Genomic DNA, 14,867 nt, shown 5'->3' with positions numbered 1-14,867 from the left:
TACAAACTTGCCGATAATACTTGTATAGAGTTATCGGCTTTTTTAATTGGCTGTGAACGTTGGAGGGGTTACGATGAAAATTAATGAAACGCAGCGCATCGGCGCAGTGAATCCTTATCAGAAACAAAACGAGCAACAAACCGGCAATGCGGGACGCAAACGGAAAACGGACGAAGTGCAGATATCCGCAGAAGCGCAGGAGATGTTATCTTCCAGCCGGGTTAACGGGGCGGAGCGAGCGAAGCTCATCAACGAATTGAAGCAATCCGTCAGATCGGGCACTTACCATGTTGAAGCAGGTAAGATTGCGGAGAAGCTGCTTCCTTTTTTGAAATAAAATCTTGAATAAGAATAGGTGAGACCCGGTTATGGTGGATGCAATCGTCGAGGTATTGGAGAAGCAAGCTGTCTTATACAGCCAGCTGTTGGAGCTGGCGAAGCAGAAGACGCCATTTCTCGTGAAGAACGAAGTGGATCAGCTAAACGCCGCCATGCAGAAGGAAAAAAGACTCTTGAAGCAGGCGGAGGAGCATGAGCAGGTCCGCATGCAGCTTTCGGGCCAATTCTTCACCGGTCTTGGCTTGCCCCGCTATAAAGGCGGCAGACTGAGCGAAATGATTCGAACGGTAACGTCGGCTCAAGACAAACAAAAGCTAGCAGAGCTTCATGAACAATTAACCTCATCGCTTCATGAACTGCAGAAGATCAATCAACTGAATCAGCAGCTTATAGAGCAGTCGTTAAAATTTATCGATTATTCCATTGATATCATGGTCGAGGATCCTCACGATGACATTACCTATCAACATCCGCGCAGCCCTGGGTATGGGAACCCGCGAAACGGTTTATTTGATACACGAGGATAGGGAGGCAAATCGGAAATGACTTCAACCTTTCATTCAATCGAAACGGCCAAGAGAAGCTTATTCACGCAGCAAACGGCAATTAATACGGTCGGCCACAATATCTCAAATGCGAATACGGAAGGCTATTCCCGTCAACGGGTAACGATGGTGACAACGAAGCCTATGGAAGCTTTCGGTATGAATCGGTCGACGAATGCCGGCCAGCTTGGAACTGGTGTTGAAGCTGCTGCCATCAACCGGATTCGGACCGCCTTCCTGGACGATCAGTTCCGTAATCAGAGCAAATATGCCGGCAGCTGGTCTGTTCAGTCAGATACGCTGAGCAAGCTTGAATCCATTGTGAATGAGCCTTCGGACAGCGGTATTCGCACGGTTATGGATAAGTTCTATCAAGCCTGGTCTGACCTCAGTAAAGATCCTGAGAATGTAACGGGGCGCAAAATCGTGCGTGAAACGGCCATGGCTTTAACCGATTCCTTTAACCAAACAAGCAAGCAGCTGTCGGATTTGTCAGCAGATTTGACAAGCAGCATTGATGTTAAGGCGACGCAAGCGAATACATATATGAATACAATCGCTTCCTTGAATGCAGAGATTAAACGAATCGAATCACTAGGCGACAATGCTAATGATCTGGAAGATCAACGGGATCTGATGACGGACAAGCTGTCGCAGATCGTTAATATTCAGGTAACCGATACGCCGGATGGATATACCGTTTCGATGGGGAACATCAATTTAGTTACGGGCGATCAGGCTGCTCCGCTTTCTGCAGCAGCGCTTAATTCCGCCTATCAATCGGGTGATCTGAATAATGGCGAAGTTTTCGGCATGATGACTTCACGTGATGTGTACGTAGCCGATTACCAGCGCCAGTTGGATACCCTCGCCAATACACTTGCAAGCGGAGATATCCAAGTCACGGTTCCTGCGGGATCCGTGCTTCCAGGGACAACAACGCCGCTTGCGACTGATACAACGATGACCGTCAAGGGGATTAACGGGCTTCACAAGCTTGGATATTCCATGGGATCACCGGCTGCAGGCGGGCTGGATTTCTTTACAGCTGCTGCAGGCTCAAGCACGATAACAGCTTCCAGTATTCAACTAAACACACCGTGATTGCCGATGATACGAATAAAATAGCAACATCGATGAGGACCGTTGATGTTAATGGGACGCCTACAGTCGTTAATGGAAATAACAGCCTGGCTCTTCTGATGTCCGAGCTCAGTGATGTGAAGTTTAAGTTTGATCAGTCTGCAACCGGTAATGGTATCTCGGAGGCGACAATCAGCACCTTCTATAGTTCTCTGATCGGTGCGCTGGGTGTACAGTCGGAGGAAGCCAGCCGGCAGTACCAGAACTCGGTTGCGCAGCAGGATCAGGTAGAGAGCAGCCGGCAATCGGTAAGCGGTGTCTCGCTTGATGAGGAAATGTCGGATTTGATTAAATACCAGCATGCTTACGGGGCTGCAGCACGATTCATGACGAACTTTGATCAGCTGCTTGAGAAACTTATTAACGGAACCGGCGTAGTTGGCCGTTAGGAATAGGAGGCAATAAGATGGCATTACGTGTAACGCCAGGGATGATGCATATGCAGCTATCTCGGAACCTGAACCGGAACTTAACCCAGATGGACAGCCTGCAGGAGCAGATGACTACCGGCCGCAAGATTAACAAGCCATCCGATGATCCGGTTGGAATTACCTATGCACTTCGTTACCGGACGGAAATCGCTTCGAACGATCAGTACACGAAAAATGCAGACGCCGCCCATTCGTGGCTGGATTTCAACGATACGCTGCTCAATCAAGCTGGTGAAATCATGAAGCGCGTAAAGGAACTTACTGTTCAGGGCTCCAATGGCACCAATCCGCCGGAAGCTCTTGAGAATATCAAGAACGAGATTTCCCAATTAAAGAATCAAATGATTGATATCTCGAACAGTAAGCTGAATGGCAAATATGTTTTTAATGGTCAAACCTTTGACAAAATGCCATATGATCCTAATGTTGCTGGATTTGATGCAAAAGCTGTCACTACGGATGCAGGAGATGTTTCTTATGCGGTAGGTGTAGGCGTTACGCTGCCGGTTAACTTAACTGGGAATAGTGTTTTTGGGAATATAGGGGAAAATGACAATGTTTTCGCTGTATTCGATAACGTAATGACGGCGCTAAGCTCGGGAATTTATACTAATATTTCCAACCAATTGAGTTCGGTGGAAAATAGAACAAGCAAAATATTGAATGCAAGATCCGAAAATGGTGCGAGAGTCAACCGGGTTGAGCTTATGCAAAATCGACTCGATGACTTAGGGCTTAATTTAACCGGCATGCAATCTAAAACAGAAGATGCTGACTACGAAAAACTGCTTATTGACTCTAAAATTAACGAAAACATTTATCAGGCGTCATTATCCGTGGGAGCAAAAGTTATTACTCCATCACTCGTAGATTTCCTGCGCTAGAAGGGGGCGGAAGATGAAGCTTCCTATCATTCAAGCTGAATCGCAAAAGGGCTTAATAGGTATTGAATCACGCTTAGGACAATATGACATTCAATCCCAGCCTGCCGATATGCAAGTGAAAACAACACCGACCCAGATTAGTGTTCCTTTACAAATGCCTGAGCTTAATCTCAATCAGGATCGAATGTGGGCTGCTTTCAATGGCGGCAAACCAGTAGAATTCGTGAATCGCATCTACTCGCAGATGCCGGAGATTGCACTTCAAGGTATTGCCCACATCGTTGAAAAGGGAAATCGAATGGGAGACCTGCGCATTAAACAAAATCCGATTCCGGATATAGCGCTTGAGGATATGTTAGCTGGTGCTCCGGATGTTGAAGTGTTCGGACCTGTTTCTTTTCATAGCGTAGATATTGACTTCACTATTCATAAACCTGATGTTCAAATTGAGGCAGGGAAAGTCGATATTCAAGTTCAAGTCCATAAACCGGAAATCAATTATCAACGCGGTAATTTTAAAGTTTACATGCAGCAGTATCCCTCCATACGTTTTGATGTCTCAGGACTAGACCTTCGAGTATAGATTAGTCCGAATCAAGTATGCTATAGAAAAACCGGGACCGGTTTCATTCTATGGCATTTTCTTTATCATTCACTTACTACAGCGTAAGAAAGGGGAAGAATCGAATACTATGGAACTACAAACTAGTCGTTTTGGTCAATTAACAGTCTCGGAGGACGAAATCTATACCTTCTCAAATGGAATTCCGGGGTTTGAGGATCAAACATCGTTTGTCGTTGTTGCCTCCGAAGATGATCAACCCTTTGCATACTTGCAGTCGATCAGTGATGAACGTTTGGTTTTTGTCATTGCGGATCCATTTTTCTTCTATCCTGATTATGATTTCGAGCTTCCGGAATCTGCAGTTGCGGAGCTCGGTGTAACCTCCGTAGATCAGGTAATGATCCGATCTATTATTAGTATCGGGGAAAGGCTTGATACGGCCACAATCAATCTTGTTGCACCGATCGTTTTCAATTTGGGTAATCAGACTGCTAAACAGGTCGTTCTAGGGCGGACGACTTATTTGACGAGACATCCGTTGTTTGAGGCGAATAAACGATAAAGGGAGGGTGTGCAGCATGCTTGTGCTTTCACGTAAAAAGGGTGAAACTGTCGTTATTCAAGATAATATAGAAATTACTGTGCTTGAGGTTAGCGGGGATACCATAAAACTTGGCTTTAAAGCACCGCGCGAAGTAGAAATTCTGCGTAAAGAAATTTGCGATTTAATCGAGCAAACTAATAAAGAATCAGCTGCACAAGCATCTAATATAGAGAGTTTAAAAGATCAACTGAAAAAAATGCAGAAAAATCACGAATAGCTATAAATAAGAGAGAGGCTAGCGCCGATATAATATTTAGAGCCGGATAAGGGCGATCGACTTTATCACGGTACACCACATGGATGTGGTACAACAACCATTTCAGGGAGGAAATTACGATGCGTATTAATCACAACCTTACTGCTCAAAACACTCACCGCAACATGACGTTGAACAACTCAGCTGCTGGTAAATCTATGGAGAAACTTTCTTCTGGTCTTCGCATCAACCGTGCGGCTGACGATGCTGCTGGTCTTGCTGTATCCGAAAAAATGCGCGGTCAAATCCGTGGTCTTGAACAAGCTCAACGTAACGTTCAAGACGGTATTTCCTTCGTTCAGACTGCAGAGGGCGCAATGAACGAAGTTAGCTCCATGCTGACTCGTATGAAAGAACTGAACGTTCAGAAACTGAACGGTACGTACTCCGCTGGCGACAAAACAAACATCGACAAAGAGTTGGATGATCTTGGTACGCAAATTGACAAGACATTCACTGATACTTCATTCAATGGTATCCTAATCACTGCTGGTGCAACAATCCAATCCGATGATAATGCTCAAACAATCGCGATTGCTGGTGTTGCTACAGCTGGTATCACTGGTTTAACATCGGCTTCTGCATTAGCAGCTGTTGAGACTGCAATTGGTAACACTTCCACAGAACGTGCTGTCTTGGGTGCGAAACAAAACCGTCTGGAGCACACTTCGAACAACTTGGGTACAACTGTTGAGAACTTGACAGCTGCTGAATCCCGTATCCGTGATACAGATATGGTTGCAGAAATGGTTAATCTCACGAAGAACAACATTCTTCTTCAAGCTTCCCAAGCGATGCTGGCTCAAGCCAATTCGCAGCCGCAAGGCGTTCTTTCCTTGCTTCGTTAATAGATACTATCAAGATAGAGACCTTGGAAATTTCAAGGTCTCTTTTTTGTGCAAATAATCTAATATTGGTCTGCATTCTAACCGATATAAATAATAAGAACAAATAATGAATTGGGGTGCGAATATGTCGATGAACATTCATAGTGCTAACACCTCAACCGGTTACACAACAGAGAGAACTTCGGGTGATAGCGGACAAGGGCAAGCAAAATCAATAGATATTTTGAGTCAGGTTAACTCGGTCAAAGCATTAAACAAAGTTGAAATGCAAGGCGTTAGAGTGACTACCGGTGACGAGCAGCTGGTCAAGAATATCGAGCATGCACTTAAGGTTATCCAAGGACCAGATACATCATTTGAAATGGCAGTACATAAAGCAACGAATACGATCACAATTAAAGTGCTGAATAAAGAAACGGGTGAACTAATCCGAGAAATTCCACCGGAGAAAACATTGGATTTAGTTGCAAAGTTTATGGAAATAAACGGAATCCTCATTGACGAGAAAATTTAAAGGGGAGTTAATATGAGAATATCAGGTTTTGCTTCCGGTATGGACATTGATTCAATGGTCAAAGAACTGATGAACGCCAAACGGACACCTCTAACCAAATTGTCGCAGCAAAAAACGCAGTTAGAGTGGCAACAGCAGCAATATCGGGACATTAACATTAAGATGGTTGATTTTCGGAACAATAAATTGTTCAATTCCGGTTTAAGCGGCTCAATCGCTGCCAAGCAGGCTAATATCTCCGGCAATACCGCTGCTGTAAGTGCCAAAGCTGGTTCAGGCGCTGCAGCAGGCGCGATGACTCTCGAAGTCACAAGTCTCGCAGATGCGGCAAGTGTATCGAGTGGTGTGGGTATTGGGGCAGTTGATACCACTCAATCATTGAGTGCACTCAAAGCTCTTGGGAAAATTAATTACGTGGCTGATGGAAGTGGCAACTTAAGTTTTACTTTTAATGGTGGTACTTCTACAATTACGCTCAATGAAAATACAGATACGCTGGCTACCATGGTAACCAAAATAAATAGTACCAGTTCAGCAAAAGTAAATGCATTTCTGGATAGCGCGACAGGAAAAATGTCAATTTCATCCAAAATATCCGGAGCATCTGGCAGCGTCTCAGTAGATCCGGGTGGGTTGCTGGATAGTTTTGATTTAACTTTACCAGCGGTTGGCCATGATGCGATAGTGAAGATTAACGGAATATCAATCAACAACCCGTGCAAGTAACACTTTTACTGAGAACGGAGTTGAAATTACGCTGAATGCACCGTCAGGCGGTTCAGCAACCACATTGAATGTAGTGGCCAACACAGACAAGATTGTAGATACCATCAAGTCATTCATATCCGATTATAATAGTTTGCTTGATACCGTTAACGGCAAGCTGAACGAAGAACGTTATCGTAAGTATGCACCTCTAACGGATGAACAAAGGAGTGCAATGAAGGACGATGAGATTAAACTTTGGGAAGATAAAGCGAAGAGTGGACTGCTTCACAACGATTCAACACTCTCTCAAGCCGTCAATAATATTCGACTGGCCTCTGTCACGAGCGTCAAAATTGATGGAGCTGATGTTAATCTCTCCGCATTAGGTATTAGAACGGGAGAATGGACCAGTCTCGGGAAACTCGCTATTGTAGATGAGGGTAAACTTCGAGCAGCTATAGAATCAAACCCTGATCAAGTTGTAAAATTTTTTACACAGCAAACGACGGAGGCGGACCCGAAGTTGAAAGTATTGCCAACCAACCCGGACAATGGCTTATTTAATCGGTTGTCGAATAGTATAATGGCAGCTCTGGATGGAATGACTGAAAAGGCTGGAACATCCAAATACAGTACAGATCCCAATGCTGCATTCGCACCAACCAGTTTGTTAGGAACACAGCTTAGGGATATTGATATTCGAATGAGTGACTTGAGTGATCGATTAACTTCGATAGAGACTAATTATTATAGAAAGTTTACAGCAATGGAGACTGCAATGAACCGTTATAATTCGCAATCGTCAAGCTTATTCGGGGCTTCGCAATAAGAGGAGTGAGAGAGAATGATAACAACACCACATCAGAAGTATCAGCAATCCTCTGTTCAGACTGCTTCGCCGGGTAAACTTATAATTATGCTATACGACGGAGCGATTCGTTTTGTTAAGCAAGGAATAGATGCTATTGAACATAAGAATATAGCAAGTGCAAATGAGAACCTGATCAAAGCGCAGAATATAGTTCATGAACTGGTAGCATCACTTGATTTCAAATATGAAATCTCAAATGGGCTGGCTCTACTCTATGAATACATGCTTCACCGCCTTATCGAATCGAATGTACGGAAGGATATTGTTCCTGCCTCAGAGGTATTATCCTATCTAACCGACTTGAAAGCGGCATGGCTGCAGGCTTCTAATCCAGCGCTGCAATCAAAGGAATAACATGAATAATCTACTGCATCAAATATTAGAAGAGACAAAGCTGCTGTGCCATCCGAACCTGAACACTGACTATGAGCAATATGTGCAGCTTGTCGAGCTTAGAGAAGCGCTAACGAGCGCCCTCGTTAGCAAACCTTTATTAACGCCCCAGAATAAAGAAATGATTAGAGAGATTATCAGCTGTGATCCCGTTATTCTTCAGCATATGCAGCGTTTGAAGGATGAAGCCAATGAGGGAATTAGCCGTATACGATCATACAAGAAGCAGAAGTCCGCTTATGATCAGCAATACAGTTCAGAGGGTTTTATGTTTGACAAAAGAAACTAACAGATAGGATCGAACACATAATGGAAAACAAAGCTCTGGTGCCGGAATATATAAATCGATTTCAATGTATTGGCAGCGAGTGCGAAGATACATGCTGCGCCCTCTGGAATGTCAGTATTGACCAAGACACCTACAGCCGATATCAAAATGTGCAGCATCCTACTCTGAAGAAGCAGTTCAAGTCGGATGTGGCAGTTAATAAAGCTGCTGATCGTACACAAGCGCAATATGCAACAATGAAGCTAGAACCTTCATCAGGTGCCTGTTGCTTCAACGATAAAGGATTATGCTCTATTCAAAAGGAACTGGGCGAGTCCTATTTATCACCAACCTGCGCGACCTATCCTCGTAAAGTTAATGAGGTCAACGGGGAGCAAGAAGTTTCCGCTGTGTTGTCCTGCCCTGAAGCAGCCCGTCTTGCACTAATTGAACCTAAAGGGATGGAGTTTGTTTACGCGGATGCTTATACCAAGCCCAATCTCCTGTGGAACGCAAGGGTTGTAACGGATTCGCCAAATGCCACGTTGACAGCGAAGTATTTTTGGCCGCTGCGAATGATCTCCATTGAAATTTTACAGAATCGCCAACTGACACTTTCTCACCGATTCATGCAGCTTACAATTCTAGCAGATCGAATTGATGAATCAATTGAACGCTTTGGAGATACGCAAATAGAAGATCTGCTAGAACAGTTCCGGTATGAACTTACCCAAGAGAATGGAATTATGGACAGTGCAATATTTCCTGCTAATGGTCATTTCCAACTTAAGTTTCTGAATGATATATTAACGACTTTTATTGAACAGAATTTATGGTACAATACCCATTACAAAGAATGTTTGGATCAGTATCTCAAGGGAATGCAGACAACGGAAAGCAGCAAGGTCGAAGAGACTGTCTCTGCTTTTGAAGCTATTCGCAACGATTACTATGCTCCGTTTATGAACGAGCATGAATACATGCTTGAAAACTATCTGGTCAACTACATTTACTCCACTATGTTCCCGCTTTCAACCAAAGAAACAATGTTCGAGAAGGTGCGATATATCGGGATTGTATTTGCTCTTATCCGGATGCATTTGATCGGCATGTCAGCATTTAACAAAGGGCTTAATACCAATTTGATTATCCAATTGATTCAATCCTTCACCAAAAATTTTGCTCACACGAAAAAATTCAAAGAATTAATTGAGAAAAAGTGCCAACAAGAAGATATCACGCTAGGTCATCTGTCTTTGCTTATAATGAGTTGAAATAGTGGAATCCATTTTTTTAATTTATGACAAATATTTACCAATTTATCCGGTCAAATAAAAGGGTAATTTAACCATGTGGCAGATGTAAATGTATTCGCTTACAAAAGTTGTTGACAATATTGTGACGACGATGGTATATTCTGTTTGTGGGCCACACAGTGTGATCTCGCAGCTATTTGAAGATGAAGGGAATGTTCTGGATGCAAGGTAAAGTAAAATGGTTTAACGCTGAAAAAGGTTATGGATTTATCGAAACTGAGCAAGGCGGCGACGTATTTGTTCATTTCTCCGCTATTCAATCCGAAGGCTTCAAAACGCTCGAGGAAGGTCAATCCGTTGAATTCGACATCGTCGAAGGCGCACGTGGACCACAAGCAGCAAACGTAAATAAACTGTAATCATCTGGCTGTTAAGCGGCCACATTATAAATGGTACACGCTTAACCACATGTAAACAGCAGCAGCCCTGGGAAACCAGGGCTTTTTTATTGTGCAGGATGTCATTATTGGTGTGAATTATTATCATTTTTATGGCTATGAATCTTCTACATTAAATTTTCAAATAATTCTAAAAATACAGAAAATAGTTTTGAGATCGCCCACAGGGGTATGTTATAATAAGAACAAGTAAAGGAGGAATGCTTTTATGGAATACAACATTCGAGGTCAACACATTCAAGTGACAGACGCCTTGCGCGATTTTGTCGAGAAGAAGTTCACCCGCTTGGAAAAGTATTTTGAAACTCCGATCGCCTCCGAAACAATCGTTACAATGTCTGTCACCAAAGGTAAACACGCAGTTGAGGTAACGATTCCTTTATCCAATGTTTTACTTCGCGCGGAAGAGAAAAGTGAAGATATGTACGCGTCTATCGACCTCGTGGTGGATAAACTTGAACGTCAAATACGTAAGCATAAAACGAAAATCGGCCGAAAATTTCGTCAAGACAGCGGTATCCGATCTTTATTCAAAGAAGAACGTTCTCCTGTTAGAGTGTCTGATGAGGAGGAAGATTTTGAGCTCGTCCGGACGAAGCAATTTATATTGAAGCCTATGGATGTAGAAGAAGCAATCCTACAAATGAATATGGTCGGTCATTCCTTCTTTATGTTCGCGAACTCAGCGACCAGTGAAGTGAATGTCGTATATAGAAGAAACGATGGCAAATACGGACTGATTGAACAAACATAATCACCAAATAAGAATGAAGGGACACAGCTTCTCTTGAAGCTGTGTCTTTTTTAATGGAAAGCGTGAATAAGCGCATGTAAATAATGATGGCTGCGGGTGGCTCACATTGCGAGAACTGCCGCAAACTGTTACAATTTATGCAAAGAGGCGTAATATCGAAAGGGGAAGACTATGCTCGGACTAGTGAAGAAATTATTCGGAGACGCCAATGAACGAGAGATTAAGCGTTTGACGCGAACCGTTGAGGAAATTAATGGACTAGAGCCGCAAATATCGCAGCTTTCGGATGAAGCGCTTCGAGGCAAGACGGATGAGTTTAAAGCGCTTCTTGAAAAAGGCGAGGATATTGATACCCTGCTCCCTGAAGCGTTTGCTGTTGTACGGGAAGCATCCAAGCGGGTGCTGGACAAGCGGCACTATGACGTGCAGCTGATCGGCGGTATGGTTCTTCATAACGGTCAGATCTCTGAAATGAAAACCGGGGAAGGTAAGACACTTGTCGCTACCCTTGCGGTTTATTTGAACGCACTGCTTGGCAGAGGTGTTCATGTTGTTACTGTCAACGATTACTTGGCCCTTCGCGATAGCGAACAGATGGGGCAGCTATATAACTTTCTTGGCCTTACGGTAGGCTGCAATATGCACGGTCTTAGCCATGAGGAGAAGCAGCAGGCTTATGCTTGTGATATTACCTATGGTACGAACAATGAGTTTGGCTTCGATTATCTGCGGGACAATATGGTGCTGTATAAGGAACAGATGGTACAGCGTCCGCTTTATTTTGCGATCATCGATGAAGTGGATTCCATTCTCGTCGACGAAGCGCGTACGCCGCTTATCATCTCCGGTCAAGCTGCCAAATCGACTGAGATGTATTTTGCCGCGGACCGCTTCGTGACGCGCCTGAAAGAAGAAGAGGACTACACGATTGATGTGAAGCTTCGTTCGGTAACGATAACGGAAGCCGGTGTTGAGAAGGCGGAGCGTGCCTTTGGCATTGAGAATCTGTTCGATCATGCCAATGTTCTGCTGTACCACCATCTACAACAAGCACTCAAGGCATATGCCATTATGAAGCGCGACGTTGATTATGTCGTTCAAGATGAAGAAGTTATCATTGTTGATGAATTTACAGGCCGTCTGATGTCAGGCCGCCGCTACAGTGATGGTTTGCATCAGGCGATTGAAGCCAAGGAGCAGCTCAAGGTTCAGAACGAGAGCATGACGCTTGCGACCATTACGTTCCAGAACTACTTCCGGATGTACCGCAAGCTGGCCGGGATGACGGGTACTGCGAAGACAGAGGAAGAAGAATTCAAGAAAATTTACGGCCTTGACGTTATCCAAGTCCCGACAAACCGTCTTAATATCCGTAATGACATTGCAGATGTCGTCTACAAAACGGAGAGCGGCAAGTTTAAAGCGGTTGTTGAGGAAATCGTCAGCCGTCATAAGAATAAGCAGCCGGTGCTCGTCGGTACGGTATCCATTGAGAATTCCGAGCGTCTATCCGAAATGCTGAAGAAACGCGGCATTACGCATAAGGTGCTTAATGCGAAGTATCATGCGGAAGAAGCAGAGATCATTTCGCGCGCGGGGCAATCGGATTCGGTTACCATCGCGACGAACATGGCGGGCCGGGGTACGGATATTTTGCTCGGCGAAGAAGTTCCGACTCTTGGCGGTCTTCATATCATCGGTACCGAGCGTCATGAAAGCCGCCGGATCGATAACCAGCTGCGCGGCCGTGCCGGACGTCAAGGCGATCCGGGTTCGTCCCAGTTTTATCTATCGCTTGAAGATGAGCTGATGCGACGTTTTGGCTCTGAGAACATCATGGGCATGATGGAACGACTTGGTTTTGATGAAGATCAGCCCATTGAGAGCCGCTTAATCTCGCGTGCGATCGAATCCGCTCAGAAACGGGTGGAAGGCAACAACTTCGATCAGCGTAAAGTCGTCCTCCAGTACGATGACGTTATGAACCAGCAGCGTGAGATCATCTACAAGCAGCGCCGTGAGGTATTGTTCTCGGAGAACATCCGCCAGATCGTGCTCGAGATGATTACACCGGTAATCGGCCGCATCGTGGATGCTCACTGTCCAGGCGATGAAGTGCCTGAGAACTGGGAGCTTCAGGAGATCGTCGATTATGCGCAGGGAACCTTCCTCCATGAGGGCATGATCTCGAAGGACGATCTATGGGGCAAAGAGAAAGAAGAGATCGTTGAATACCTGAACGGCAAAGTACATGAGCTGTACGATCAGCGTGAGGAAGAAATCGGCGTCGAAACGATGCGCGAATTCGAGAAGGTTGTCGTGCTGCGTGCGGTAGACAGCAAGTGGATGGATCACATTGACGCGATGGATCAGCTCCGTCAAGGGATTCACCTTCGTGCATACGGCGGTACGGATCCGCTCCGCGAATATCAATTTGAAGGCTTCGAGATGTTCAAGGAAATGATCGAGAACATTCAAGAGGAAGTCACCAAATATATTATGAAGGCGCATGTCGAGAGTAACCTGGAGCGTCAAGAGGTTGCTAAGGGGCAGACGGAATCCGGCGGCAGCAGTGAGCCGCAGCCGAAACGTCCGCTTAAGAAAGATGAGCGCACAGGCCGCAATGATCCGTGTCCATGCGGAAGCGGCAAGAAATATAAGAACTGTCACGGACAATAAGGCTGCTTCCCGCATAGGGTAGGGCAGAACATAATGTTGAGGTGAAGCTAGCGTCATGATAGATGTAACGGTAAAGCAGGATTTGCGTGAGATGACTAAGCGGCTCCAAGAGCTTAGGGGGTCTCTTTGACTTAGATATTAAGAACGAGATGATTGCCAACTTCGAGGAGAAGATGACGGCTCCTGATTTCTGGGATGACAATGACCGCGCGCAAAGCACCATTGCAGAGCTTAACGCCGTCAAGTCGGTAGTCGACCAATACGACCGGATGGAAGCGGAACGTGAGGATCTGCAGACGATGCTGGAGCTGGCGGAGGAGGAAGGCGATGAATCGCTGGAAGCCGACATCACCAAGAGCGTCAAGGCGCTTGTGGACAAAGTCAGTGAGTTTGAGCTTCAACTGCTGCTCAACGAGCCTTATGACAAGCTCAATGCGATTCTTGAGCTTCACCCGGGAGCTGGCGGCACGGAATCACAGGATTGGGGTCAGATGCTCTACCGGATGTATACACGCTGGGCAGAGAAACATGGCTTCAAAGTGGAGCTGCTTGATTATCTTGCAGGTGATGAGGCAGGCATTAAGAGTGTAACGATATCCGTAAAAGGCTACAATGCCTATGGCTATCTGAAAGCAGAGAAGGGGGTTCACCGGCTGGTCCGGATATCGCCTTTCGATGCTTCAGGACGGCGCCATACCTCATTCGTGTCATGCGATATTATGCCGGAGATCGATGATACCATTGAGGTTGAAATCCGCTCGGAGGATTTGAAGGTGGATACGTACCGTGCCAGCGGCGCGGGCGGACAGCACATCAATAAAACCGAGTCGGCGATCCGGATTACACATGTACCGTCAGGAATCGTCGTTTCCTGCCAGACACAGCGCTCGCAGATTCAGAACCGTGAACGTGCGATGCAGATGCTCCGCTCTAAGCTCTACGAGCGTAAGATTGAAGAGCAGCAGAAGCATCTGGCGGAGATCCGCGGCGAACAATCCGATATTGCTTGGGGCAGCCAAATTCGTTCCTATGTCTTTCACCCGTACAGTATGGTGAAGGATCATCGGACATCGGTGGAAACCGGTAACGTCGGAGCCGTCATGGATGGCGACTTGGATTTGTTTATTGATGGGTACTTGCGCAGTAAAATTCGTCACGATTAATGAACGGATGGCTGCAGCACGCATAAGTAAAGAGAAGGACTGTCCCAAAAGGGTAGTGTGAGTGAGACGGTCCCAAAATATGAACAAAAGAACCTTCAAAACCACGATGAAAGTGGAGATGTGATATTATCCCCTTCAAGTAGACACTCAGAAAAAAACCTTATGGTACCATAAGGAATGAGTGAACT

Annotated in this window: 17 protein-coding genes and 1 pseudogene; all 18 read left to right on the top strand. The window is 45.3% G+C overall.

All coding sequences use genetic code 11. From position 1 onward, the window contains the following. The first annotated feature begins 73 nt into the window (after positions 1-73). Positions 74-337 (top strand): flagellar biosynthesis anti-sigma factor FlgM, encoded by a 264-nt coding sequence (gene flgM, locus ACFPYJ_RS29020; RefSeq protein ID WP_379191736.1) that lies wholly within the window; start codon positions 74-76, stop codon positions 335-337. Positions 338-368: 31 nt separating this feature from the next. Continuing rightward, complete coding sequence (locus ACFPYJ_RS29015) at positions 369-866, top strand: flagellar protein FlgN (protein WP_379191735.1); 498 nt, start codon at positions 369-371, stop codon at positions 864-866. A gap of 15 nt (positions 867-881) precedes the next feature. Further along, positions 882-2,416, top strand: a pseudogene (flgK, locus tag ACFPYJ_RS29010) (flagellar hook-associated protein FlgK). Positions 2,417-2,433: 17 nt separating this feature from the next. Beyond that, a complete protein-coding gene (gene flgL, locus ACFPYJ_RS29005) occupies positions 2,434-3,342 on the top strand; it encodes a flagellar hook-associated protein FlgL (RefSeq protein ID WP_379191734.1) in 909 nt (302 codons plus the stop codon). Between the two features lie 13 nt (positions 3,343-3,355). Continuing rightward, the gene (locus ACFPYJ_RS29000) at positions 3,356-3,925 is read left to right on the top strand and encodes a DUF6470 family protein (RefSeq protein ID WP_379191733.1); all 570 of its coding nucleotides are present in this window, start codon (positions 3,356-3,358) and stop codon (positions 3,923-3,925) included. 109 nt (positions 3,926-4,034) lie between these two features. Further along, on the top strand, positions 4,035-4,469 hold the full coding sequence (fliW, locus tag ACFPYJ_RS28995) for a flagellar assembly protein FliW (RefSeq protein ID WP_379191732.1): 435 nt from the start codon (positions 4,035-4,037) through the stop codon (positions 4,467-4,469). 16 nt (positions 4,470-4,485) lie between these two features. Beyond that, on the top strand, positions 4,486-4,728 hold the full coding sequence (csrA, locus tag ACFPYJ_RS28990) for a carbon storage regulator CsrA (RefSeq protein ID WP_379191731.1): 243 nt from the start codon (positions 4,486-4,488) through the stop codon (positions 4,726-4,728). Between the two features lie 119 nt (positions 4,729-4,847). Continuing rightward, a complete protein-coding gene (locus tag ACFPYJ_RS28985; RefSeq protein ID WP_379191730.1) occupies positions 4,848-5,615 on the top strand; it encodes a flagellin N-terminal helical domain-containing protein in 768 nt (255 codons plus the stop codon). Positions 5,616-5,739: 124 nt separating this feature from the next. Continuing rightward, the gene (locus tag ACFPYJ_RS28980; RefSeq protein WP_379191728.1) at positions 5,740-6,129 is read left to right on the top strand and encodes a flagellar protein FlaG; all 390 of its coding nucleotides are present in this window, start codon (positions 5,740-5,742) and stop codon (positions 6,127-6,129) included. A gap of 12 nt (positions 6,130-6,141) precedes the next feature. After that, positions 6,142-6,855, top strand: a complete 714-nt coding sequence (locus tag ACFPYJ_RS28975) for a flagellar cap protein FliD N-terminal domain-containing protein (RefSeq protein WP_379191726.1) — start codon at positions 6,142-6,144, stop codon at positions 6,853-6,855. Between the two features lie 25 nt (positions 6,856-6,880). Then, positions 6,881-7,666: a flagellar filament capping protein FliD gene (gene fliD, locus ACFPYJ_RS28970; protein ID WP_379191764.1), complete on the top strand. Its 786-nt coding sequence runs from the start codon at positions 6,881-6,883 to the stop codon at positions 7,664-7,666. Between the two features lie 15 nt (positions 7,667-7,681). Beyond that, a complete protein-coding gene (gene fliS / locus ACFPYJ_RS28965) occupies positions 7,682-8,062 on the top strand; it encodes a flagellar export chaperone FliS (protein WP_379191725.1) in 381 nt (126 codons plus the stop codon). 1 nt (position 8,063) lies between these two features. After that, positions 8,064-8,390, top strand: a complete 327-nt coding sequence (gene fliT / locus ACFPYJ_RS28960) for a flagellar protein FliT (RefSeq protein ID WP_379191724.1) — start codon at positions 8,064-8,066, stop codon at positions 8,388-8,390. A 20-nt stretch (positions 8,391-8,410) separates the two neighbouring features. Further along, positions 8,411-9,643, top strand: a complete 1,233-nt coding sequence (gene fliB / locus ACFPYJ_RS28955) for a flagellin lysine-N-methylase (RefSeq protein ID WP_379191723.1) — start codon at positions 8,411-8,413, stop codon at positions 9,641-9,643. Positions 9,644-9,846: 203 nt separating this feature from the next. Next, a complete protein-coding gene (locus ACFPYJ_RS28950; RefSeq protein ID WP_125666700.1) occupies positions 9,847-10,044 on the top strand; it encodes a cold shock domain-containing protein in 198 nt (65 codons plus the stop codon). Between the two features lie 247 nt (positions 10,045-10,291). Continuing rightward, the gene (gene hpf, locus ACFPYJ_RS28945; protein WP_379191722.1) at positions 10,292-10,837 is read left to right on the top strand and encodes a ribosome hibernation-promoting factor, HPF/YfiA family; all 546 of its coding nucleotides are present in this window, start codon (positions 10,292-10,294) and stop codon (positions 10,835-10,837) included. Positions 10,838-11,008: 171 nt separating this feature from the next. Beyond that, the gene (secA, locus tag ACFPYJ_RS28940) at positions 11,009-13,516 is read left to right on the top strand and encodes a preprotein translocase subunit SecA (RefSeq protein WP_379191721.1); all 2,508 of its coding nucleotides are present in this window, start codon (positions 11,009-11,011) and stop codon (positions 13,514-13,516) included. Between the two features lie 55 nt (positions 13,517-13,571). After that, positions 13,572-14,679, top strand: a protein-coding gene (gene prfB / locus ACFPYJ_RS28935; protein ID WP_379191720.1) for a peptide chain release factor 2 whose coding sequence is annotated in 2 segments (ribosomal slippage) — positions 13,572-13,643 and positions 13,645-14,679 — 1,107 coding nt in all. Because the reading frame shifts where the segments join, the coding sequence is not laid out codon by codon here. Positions 14,680-14,867 lie beyond the last annotated feature (188 nt).

Origin of the sequence: Paenibacillus solisilvae (genome assembly GCF_042656405.1) — a bacterium.
Taxonomy (GTDB): Bacteria; Bacillota; Bacilli; order Paenibacillales; family Paenibacillaceae; genus Paenibacillus_Z; species Paenibacillus_Z solisilvae.
Note: the sequence above shows the minus strand (reverse complement) of the source record. Positions and strands in the feature narration are given on the sequence as shown.

Coding starts and splice junctions, on each gene's coding strand:
- ACFPYJ_RS28980 (WP_379191728.1), top strand. CDS start 5,740: ATGTCGATGAACATTCATAGTGCTAACACCTCAACCGGTTACACAACA.
- ACFPYJ_RS28975 (WP_379191726.1), top strand. CDS start 6,142: ATGAGAATATCAGGTTTTGCTTCCGGTATGGACATTGATTCAATGGTC.
- csrA (WP_379191731.1), top strand. CDS start 4,486: ATGCTTGTGCTTTCACGTAAAAAGGGTGAAACTGTCGTTATTCAAGAT.
- secA (WP_379191721.1), top strand. CDS start 11,009: ATGCTCGGACTAGTGAAGAAATTATTCGGAGACGCCAATGAACGAGAG.
- ACFPYJ_RS28950 (WP_125666700.1), top strand. CDS start 9,847: ATGCAAGGTAAAGTAAAATGGTTTAACGCTGAAAAAGGTTATGGATTT.
- flgL (WP_379191734.1), top strand. CDS start 2,434: ATGGCATTACGTGTAACGCCAGGGATGATGCATATGCAGCTATCTCGG.
- ACFPYJ_RS29015 (WP_379191735.1), top strand. CDS start 369: ATGGTGGATGCAATCGTCGAGGTATTGGAGAAGCAAGCTGTCTTATAC.
- fliB (WP_379191723.1), top strand. CDS start 8,411: ATGGAAAACAAAGCTCTGGTGCCGGAATATATAAATCGATTTCAATGT.
- fliT (WP_379191724.1), top strand. CDS start 8,064: ATGAATAATCTACTGCATCAAATATTAGAAGAGACAAAGCTGCTGTGC.
- flgM (WP_379191736.1), top strand. CDS start 74: ATGAAAATTAATGAAACGCAGCGCATCGGCGCAGTGAATCCTTATCAG.
- ACFPYJ_RS28985 (WP_379191730.1), top strand. CDS start 4,848: ATGCGTATTAATCACAACCTTACTGCTCAAAACACTCACCGCAACATG.
- ACFPYJ_RS29000 (WP_379191733.1), top strand. CDS start 3,356: ATGAAGCTTCCTATCATTCAAGCTGAATCGCAAAAGGGCTTAATAGGT.
- hpf (WP_379191722.1), top strand. CDS start 10,292: ATGGAATACAACATTCGAGGTCAACACATTCAAGTGACAGACGCCTTG.
- fliS (WP_379191725.1), top strand. CDS start 7,682: ATGATAACAACACCACATCAGAAGTATCAGCAATCCTCTGTTCAGACT.
- fliW (WP_379191732.1), top strand. CDS start 4,035: ATGGAACTACAAACTAGTCGTTTTGGTCAATTAACAGTCTCGGAGGAC.